6 protein-coding genes are annotated in these 7,812 nt (G+C 43.7%); 4 read left to right on the forward strand and 2 right to left on the reverse strand.

Going from position 1 to position 7,812, the window contains the following annotated elements; all coding sequences use genetic code 11:
• Positions 1–720: 720 nt before the first annotated feature.
• Positions 721–1,569 (reverse strand): phosphatase domain-containing protein, encoded by an 849-nt coding sequence (locus E5S67_RS30250; RefSeq protein ID WP_172192934.1) that lies wholly within the window; start codon positions 1,567–1,569, stop codon positions 721–723.
• 165 nt (positions 1,570–1,734) lie between these two features.
• Positions 1,735–2,820: an RNA ligase gene (locus E5S67_RS30255; RefSeq protein ID WP_172192936.1), complete on the reverse strand. Its 1,086-nt coding sequence runs from the start codon at positions 2,818–2,820 to the stop codon at positions 1,735–1,737.
• Between the two features lie 190 nt (positions 2,821–3,010).
• On the opposite strand from E5S67_RS30255, the gene E5S67_RS30260 reads away from it, so the two are divergent.
• The 4 genes from E5S67_RS30260 to E5S67_RS30275 all read left to right on the forward strand — a co-directional run bounded on the left by E5S67_RS30260 (position 3,011) and on the right by E5S67_RS30275 (position 7,539).
• A complete protein-coding gene (locus E5S67_RS30260) occupies positions 3,011–3,571 on the forward strand; it encodes a hypothetical protein (protein ID WP_172192938.1) in 561 nt (186 codons plus the stop codon).
• A gap of 145 nt (positions 3,572–3,716) precedes the next feature.
• The gene (locus tag E5S67_RS30265) at positions 3,717–4,718 is read left to right on the forward strand and encodes a hypothetical protein (RefSeq protein ID WP_172192939.1); all 1,002 of its coding nucleotides are present in this window, start codon (positions 3,717–3,719) and stop codon (positions 4,716–4,718) included.
• Between the two features lie 575 nt (positions 4,719–5,293).
• On the forward strand, positions 5,294–6,265 hold the full coding sequence (gene hemC / locus E5S67_RS30270; protein WP_172192941.1) for a hydroxymethylbilane synthase: 972 nt from the start codon (positions 5,294–5,296) through the stop codon (positions 6,263–6,265).
• Between the two features lie 446 nt (positions 6,266–6,711).
• Positions 6,712–7,539, forward strand: coding sequence for a S1C family serine protease (locus E5S67_RS30275; protein WP_172192943.1), 828 nt, complete (start codon positions 6,712–6,714; stop codon positions 7,537–7,539).
• Positions 7,540–7,812: the final 273 nt, after the last annotated feature.

Raw genomic sequence — 7,812 nt, forward strand, 5'->3', positions numbered from 1 at the left:
ATCGAGCGCCCATATATTAGTTACCCCACTAGAGCTAGAGTTTTATTTATGTATCTTAACATAGTTTTGTTTTTTCTCGCCGACCTACTTAATCCACTCCTGAATTTGACCGTAATTCTTGAATCCTTTCGGCATCTCCAGACCTTTGCTCCGTTGGTTCATCACTGTTTCTGGAAGGGCGGCAGGTTTTCCTGGGGCTGTTTTTACTTTGAGTCATGCCTCCATGCCCCCTTGCTTGTACCGTTGTCACCAACGATACACTGTTGATTCATTTCTGCTGAGTCGCTGTGAAAGTTCCTGTCAGGTTGTGAGCGCCCCGGTCTTAATCGAGTCAAGCTTTTGTACCCGTTGCTTTGTTGTCGCAGTTACCGCATCAGGCAGCAGTCTATGTCGTAGCTCTTCACGGCTTTCGTGCACGAATACTGGAAACTGATTTCCTATATCCCTATATTCTTCCTCCTGTATCTAATATTTTAGTGCTTCTTCAAGGAGAATTGGTATCAGGATGAAATAATGTTAGCCCCCTTCCGCTTCAGAAAAACCCACATACAAATTGGCTTCAATAGCATCAAAGCTAGGAGCGAAAAATTCATATTTCATAAAGCTTTCTACCTTTCAGTGTCCCTTGCTGAAACTTTAAAAAAGTTGAAACTACCAAGGGGGCGATCGCTAATCAATTTTAATCTAACGCTGTCATCAAAGTGACACAAGAGCGCTGCATTAAAAATCTCCTTCATCTACTTGAAATACCGTCAATCCCAACGACCGCCACATATCAACAACTTGCTGGCGATCGTCCAACACAAACTTAACATTATATTTCCCTGCAATATGCCGCCGATATAACTCTTCCTTCATGATCGCATCCTTCCTCATATCTCCGGTTTTCCGCATATAAAGACTGGCATAATTGACCTCATACTGCTGCAACCATTTTTCAGTTTGAGGCTGACAATCATCGGTTCTACCCGAGACTACAATAATATCGGCGCTGGACTGCCACTTGCGGATGGTATCTAAGACAGGCTGATTCGGTAAATCGCGATCGCACGTCGAAGCGTCAAAAGGATTTCTGCCGTTGAGAAGTGCCAGCGTACCGTCCATATCGACAATAATTGCCTCCGGCAAATCCGGGTTATATTCCGGCGGCACAACGGGAACCCGCACGTACTTATTGTACATCTTCATTATCACATCTTTGCCCACAGAATTAAGCCTTTTCAAATCCCGTTTAATACATTCCTCAACCGGAACTTGCAAGAAAGAATCATTAACTTCGACAACAGCTTTACCTTTAACCAACTCTTTAATATGCTCGATGTGATGCCCAAAATTAGTATCATCAACAATGACGTGCTTGCCGCTTTCCAAAGCCATCAAAATAATCGTATCTCTCAACTGCACAATAAACTTTTCATTCGCGGGCGACCAATGAGAAGCGTGAGCCATTTCTCTGAGCAAATCTTTATTGCTGCGAACCCACTTTGCAGGTTCAGACAGCAGCAATTCTCTAGCAAATTGTGATTTTCCAGAAGCAGGTAAACCAACAAGTACAATAACTCTTTTCATGGTAATTGGTAATAGCTAATTGGTCAGTTATGGACGCAGGAACTCGCATTTGTAGGTAGTGAAATGCGCACCTTACCACTTATTCGTCCATTTCTGCTGGAACGAGAGCCAAGTGTAGATGCGGTTCCAACCGCCGATTTTGATGGAAAAAGTTTATTAGTTTCTTTACAGACCTAGATGGATGTAATCTAAACCCAATAACTCCTCTATTTTATGGATCGTAACATCACGAAGAGCTTCTTTCACTCCCGGAACTCTTCGGGCCCGCAAAGAAAACAAAATCCCGGAATACGGCAAATCTTTCACAGCTAAAGCAAAATCTTTCTGAACTTTTATATATTCGTGCTGTCGGTAAACTTCCTCGATTTCTCTAACCAAACATTGATATTTCTCCTTAACTTTTTCGTACAATTCAGTCCACTCAGGGAAATAAGCTAAAAACTCTTCTCCTTCATTAGTTAAAACAATCTCGATCAGGCGGCGGGTCGAAAACCCTTCGCGGAGATGAGAAATAGCGACATATTGCGGAGACTTAACTTTAACTCTGTTGAAGTTAGCATCGCAGATAATATACCCTTCCGAATCCATCGGATCTAAATGTTGAGCTGCTTCGATAACTTCTTTCCAGCTAGTTAAAGGATAAGATGCGACCAATTCCCATCCGTATTTATTTGCCCAAATACTCGGGTCGGTTTCTAGCAGTGTTTGAATGTTGCGAACCCCGTGCAGCACGATTTGATTTTCCGTTTGCTGCACAACTATTCTATTGTAAGGCGTCATCAACTCAAAGATAAAACACTGGTCTGTTTCTTGCGGTAATTGATATCCCAACTCTTGCCAGACTTTCCAAAAAAGTTCGGCAAAGCTGAATCCAAAACCGTTAACTTCGCCGGCGGCGTCGGGAGTGCCGCTAGATTGCACTCTCCATTCTCCCTTGTAAAAATAAAGTACAGTCAGAGAACCGTCTAGTTTTTGGTAAACTTTGGCATGACTCCAATCGATTGCAGCGGCGTGAATTTCTCCGTAATTAAAAAATTTGTCGTAGGGATAAGAAACTATCTGCCAATCTTGAGATGAATCTAAAATAATGCCTCGGCACTGCTGGACTATTTTTTCGCCCAATGGAGATTCTATCTGCGAGTATTTCAGACAGACTAAATCGGGATATTGGCGGTGGCGGGTAACTTTGATATGATAAGTTTCGGACAAAGTTTCCAATCCGTGCTGGCGCAAATACTCTTGCAGTTCCACTATCGACTCCTAAATTGCTCGCCTTCTCTATATTATATATGACTTCATATTCTGGCAACCTTGTCAAGATAGTCAAAAAAGATTTTCCCCGGAAAAGCGAGTGTTAATTTTGTATTTTGAATTATGGTTGTACATAGGTGAATGCGGTTCGCCGCCCAAGTAAACTCTTGAAATATTAAGGGAAAAGACCGTGAATAAGAAATTATTACTTTTGGCTACTTCTGCTGGTGTATTGACTGCTTTATTACCTCTCTCGGTTGTTTTTGGATATTCGCAATTGTCGCAGCGACAATCGGGAACAACACAAATTGCTCAAGGAGGCACTGCGGTTCCGGTAAGTGAAATCTTGCCAAAGTTAAAAGGCAAAACGCAAGTGCCTATTTTTATTCCCAGCAGGATTCCGGTTTCGCCAAAAATGTACTATCAAACTACAGCAAAAGCAAACAACTATACTATTTCAATCGAGTATAAAGCAGATTGCGGCGGTACGACAGCTTGCACTTTTGGGGCAATTCTAGGTCAAAAAGGCGGGGAGTTTACTACAAAACTAGAAGGGGTAACTAAGACGTTAAAAAATGTCAAACTTGCGGGCGGAATGAAAGGAGTTTTTCATAACGGTTGCGGGGCTTACTGCACAGCAACTCTTGAGTGGAAAAATCAGGGTTTTATGTATACCGTCGTTATTAAGAACGGACGGGAATCTGATTTAATTTTAATAGCAAATTCTGCCATTCAAGCTGGGAAGCGTTAAGTTTTGCAGTCGGGGACGCACCACTTCTATATGTATGGTGCGAACTGCGCACTTTACGGTTATTGTATGATAGATATTAACTCGCATTCGCCTCTTACAAGATGCTATGGTTTTTTTGTGCTGACCTACTTAGGGGGAAATCAGGATGAGGGGAAAATGGCTATTTGCGGCGATTTTTGCTGGTGTGGTGACTGCTTTTACGATCGCACTTTTGACACCCAACTCAGCGTTAGCAAGGACAGAACTCTCGATAACAGAAATCCACTGGTTTAATTTTTCCCCTAAAGATAGCTGGCAACCGATACAATTTATTGTACCCGATCGCAACACGGCAAAATCTACCGGCGGCCGCAAGTTGCGGTTGTACGATGTTCATATTGCCAAGATGTTTGAGATTTCTCATTTTCTGTGCGATCGCGATCGGGCTTCTGAGGGTTACAATTGGTCTTATCAAGCGGAAAATGGCAATATTGAGATGGGACGCTTCAAAATTAGCTGCACTCTAGCCCGTTCCATAGCTCCAGCTTACGGGTTAGGGAAATCAGAAATTACAGTGATTCGCCGCCACTTCAACCTGAATAACGGTCGCCCTTCTATTGCTGCAGAAAAATATTCAATTCCCACTCTCAACATTGCTAAAAATAGAGTTTTGCAGTGGAGGGATTTTGTGCAAAAGTTTCCCCCAACCCCGGATAAATTAGCAAACCAAGCTAACAGTAGTTTTCCTGCAAGTAACATTTTTCGGCAAATCAAAGGTAAAACGCGAGTGCCTGTTTTTCTGCCGAATATACTTCCTTTATCTGACACTCAGCAAGTTGACTTTGATGTGCAAGCAGGTTCCTACGGTTACATTGTGGGAATGTATTTAGGCAAAGGCTGCCGCGCCGGAGCCTGTTATTTCGGCACAATCGAAGCTAAAAGAAACGAACCGTTTTCGCCTCCTTCGCAATTGCCGCAGGATACTTACAGAAGCATTGAATTGGCCGGCGGCATCAGGGGAATTTATTTCAATAATTGCGGTGCTTACTGCACTGCTTTTGTTGAGTGGCAAAGGCTGGGGGTGCTGTACCGAGTCACGAGGAAAAACGGACGGCAGCAAGAAGTTGTTCAGATAGCAAATTCTGCACTTCAAGCAGGGCAACGTTAAATTGTGGTGGGAAATGAAAAAGGTACGCGCGAGCGAAGCTCTCCCGTTCCCCGCAGGGGTTCCCGAAGGGTAGGGAATCGCCCTTTGGTCAACGAAGCTGCTACAAATAAATACGATCGCTCTTTTCCCCTCGAAACTACATTTCTCTACCCAAATCTCGCCACCTTTGAGCTAATTCTTTCGAGCTGCTGCTGAGCTAACTCGTCATGCCAACCAGGTTCATCCGGCTCGACGCTAGGTAAATCTTACATCCCCAGCAGCCTTTGCTTTGGAATGTCGATCGCCCCCGTGCCAGCGACGCCCAATGCAGGATGGGAAACATCATCAAGGCTAACTGCTACTGGCGGTCATAAAATTTTAGATTTTAGATTTTAGATTTTAGATTGGCAATGGCTTATTCTGTAAAGGTTTGGAGCTTGCCTACCGTTGCGTCCTTTTTTCAAACAGACGGTCAAAACCTGGTATTTCTATTTTATCGCCCGAATTATCCCAACCAGCAATTAAAGTCCCCACCTGCGGTACGCTAGATCAGGTGAATATATTGGCTGATTTCAAGCTATCCTCCGATCGATCTTATGTCCCCAACCACATCTGCCCCTTCCCGAACCGTTCGCATCGGTTCCCGCAAAAGCCAACTCGCTCTCGTGCAAACCCACTGGGTGCAAGAACAGCTACAGAAACACTTCCCGGAACACACTTTTGAAGTCCACACCATGTCCACCCAAGGGGACATAATTCTTGATGTCGCCCTCGCTAAAATTGGCGATAAAGGACTTTTTACCAAAGAATTAGAAACGGGAATGATTAACAATGAAACGGACTTTGCGGTTCATTCCCTCAAAGATTTGCCTACCAATTTGCCCGAAGGTTTAATTTTAGGATGCGTCACCGAACGGGAAAATCCCGCTGACGCCTTGGTAGTTCACTCCAAGCACAAAGACAAGCAACTAGACACCCTCCCAGAAGGTGCAGTAATCGGCACTTCTTCCCTGCGGCGCCTAGCTCAATTGCGCCACCATTTCCCTCATTTTGAATTTAAAGATATTCGCGGCAATCTCAATACTCGACTGGCTAAATTAGATGAGGGCGGTTACGACGCGATTATTTTAGCAGTTGCGGGATTGGAAAGATTGGGTATGGGCGATCGCATCCACCAAATTATCCCTGCTGAAATCTCCCTTCACGCCGTCGGACAAGGTGCTTTGGGCATCGAATGCCGCGCCGGAGATACAGAAATCATGGCAGTGATTAAAGCTCTCGAACACTCGGAAACCGCCCAAAGATGTTATGCCGAACGCGCATTTCTGCGGGAATTAGAAGGCGGCTGTCAAGTGCCGATCGGCGTCAATACCAAAATAGAAAATGGTCAATTAACCTTAACGGGAATGGTATCGAGTCTCGACGGCAAGCGATTCGTCAAAGATACTGTTTCCGGCGCTGCCGAGACTGCTGAACTGCTGGGAATTGACCTCGCTCACCGCCTGCGCCAACAGGGAGCTAGTGAAATTTTGGAGGAAATATTTGTCCAAGTTCAGCGCGGTTCCTAAACCCGATCTGCATCTATTTGTCAATGCTTTTAGACTAATCTAGAGATATCGCCTTTTGTAAAATAAAAATAACTGGCGGTTCGCTTGTGCTTTCACAGATACACTAGCAGTATGTTTGTAGATTTTTGATGGGATTTTAGATTGGACTTACGCTCCCGACCTCAGAAACCCGGTTTGTTCTATATCTAGTCGTCAAACCAAGGATTTTCGCTGATTCCGGGTTTCTGAGCGTAAGTCCTATTAGAGTATAAAGTTGACCGTCGGTTTCAAAAAATTCTGACTAATTTAGGACGCTGCGCACGGGTGGAGGTTTCGATTTAGTAGCCAAGATTTCTCCCATAAACCGATTTTTTTCGTAAGTCCTATAATTATCAATAGACCCATCCAAAATCTTACAATCAAACATCCGAAATTAATCAGCAATCTATTTCAGAGAAAGGCAAAATATGAGCGCTAGGGAAACTCAAATAAAGCTGGAATTGAACAAAGTTCAGCAACTTTATCGCAAAATGCAGGCAGACCAAAAAGCTTTGCAGCAGCAATTGAAAGAGTTTAAAACTCAGGCAGGAAATTTTTCGGATGTAGTCGAGCAAGTCTTGCCGTCCGTAGTTTCAGTTTACGTCATGGATTGGGAGACACAAGAAGAGATTTCTTCAGGGAGTGGCTTCTTTGTATCGCCGGACGTAATTGTCACGAACTATCACGTGGTCGAAGATATTGCCGATGAAGATTACTTCTATGAAGAAGATGAAGTCGAACAGGTTTTAGTGGAAACTTACGACGGAAAATTGAGACTGGCAGAGGTGGTGTTTACCGGTAATGCGGAAGAAGATTTAGTGTTGCTCTTAATTAGCGATTTTACTTTCAACCCGGAAACAGGGGAACAAGTCGAATCTCCCCAGGAATATCCTCCCCTAGAGTTGTCTTTTGATGTGAAAGTGGGAGATACAGTAATTGCTGTGGGCAATCCTTTGGGGCAGTTTGCTTCAACTGTAACTCAAGGTATTATTAGTGCAATTCGCGAACCCGATGAGTATGAAGAAGGCGACGAAGAAGATGATGATGTTGCTGAGGTGAAGGTGTTGCAAACTGATGCGGCGATTAATCCAGGAAATTCCGGCGGGCCGCTGATTAATATGGCCGGTCAAGTGGTTGGGGTGAATACGTGGGGATGGGAAGATGCTGATAATATTAATTTGGCGATCGCCTCTGAAGCTTTGGATGATTTTTTAGCTGGATTTGAAGAAAGTTTTGAGGAGGATTCTCAGAATTAGTCGGGAGTTGTCGGTAATATGTGATTCGGGCGATCGCTCTTTTTCTGATAGGGGATGCAAAAGGCGATCGCTATTTCCTTAATTCCATACTGATGGCTTTGCGTTCAGTTTTACTAAGGCGTAAAAATTATCAAACTGCATACCATTTTTGATGTTTACCGTCAATCAAAAAGTGAGATATAAAGGCGTTGCTGAATCAAGGTATGAATGCCCCAGGAATGGGAATATCGTGAAATTTCAAGTAATGTATTAATAACTTAATAGAATGCTTGA

The sequence above is a fragment of the Microcoleus asticus IPMA8 genome (assembly GCF_013179805.1).
GTDB lineage: Bacteria > Cyanobacteriota > Cyanobacteriia > Cyanobacteriales > Microcoleaceae > Microcoleus > Microcoleus asticus.

Coding starts and splice junctions, on each gene's coding strand:
- E5S67_RS30250 (WP_172192934.1), bottom strand. CDS start 1,569: ATGAAAAGAGTTATTGTACTTGTTGGTTTACCTGCTTCTGGAAAATCA.
- E5S67_RS30265 (WP_172192939.1), top strand. CDS start 3,717: ATGAGGGGAAAATGGCTATTTGCGGCGATTTTTGCTGGTGTGGTGACT.
- hemC (WP_172192941.1), top strand. CDS start 5,294: ATGTCCCCAACCACATCTGCCCCTTCCCGAACCGTTCGCATCGGTTCC.
- E5S67_RS30275 (WP_172192943.1), top strand. CDS start 6,712: ATGAGCGCTAGGGAAACTCAAATAAAGCTGGAATTGAACAAAGTTCAG.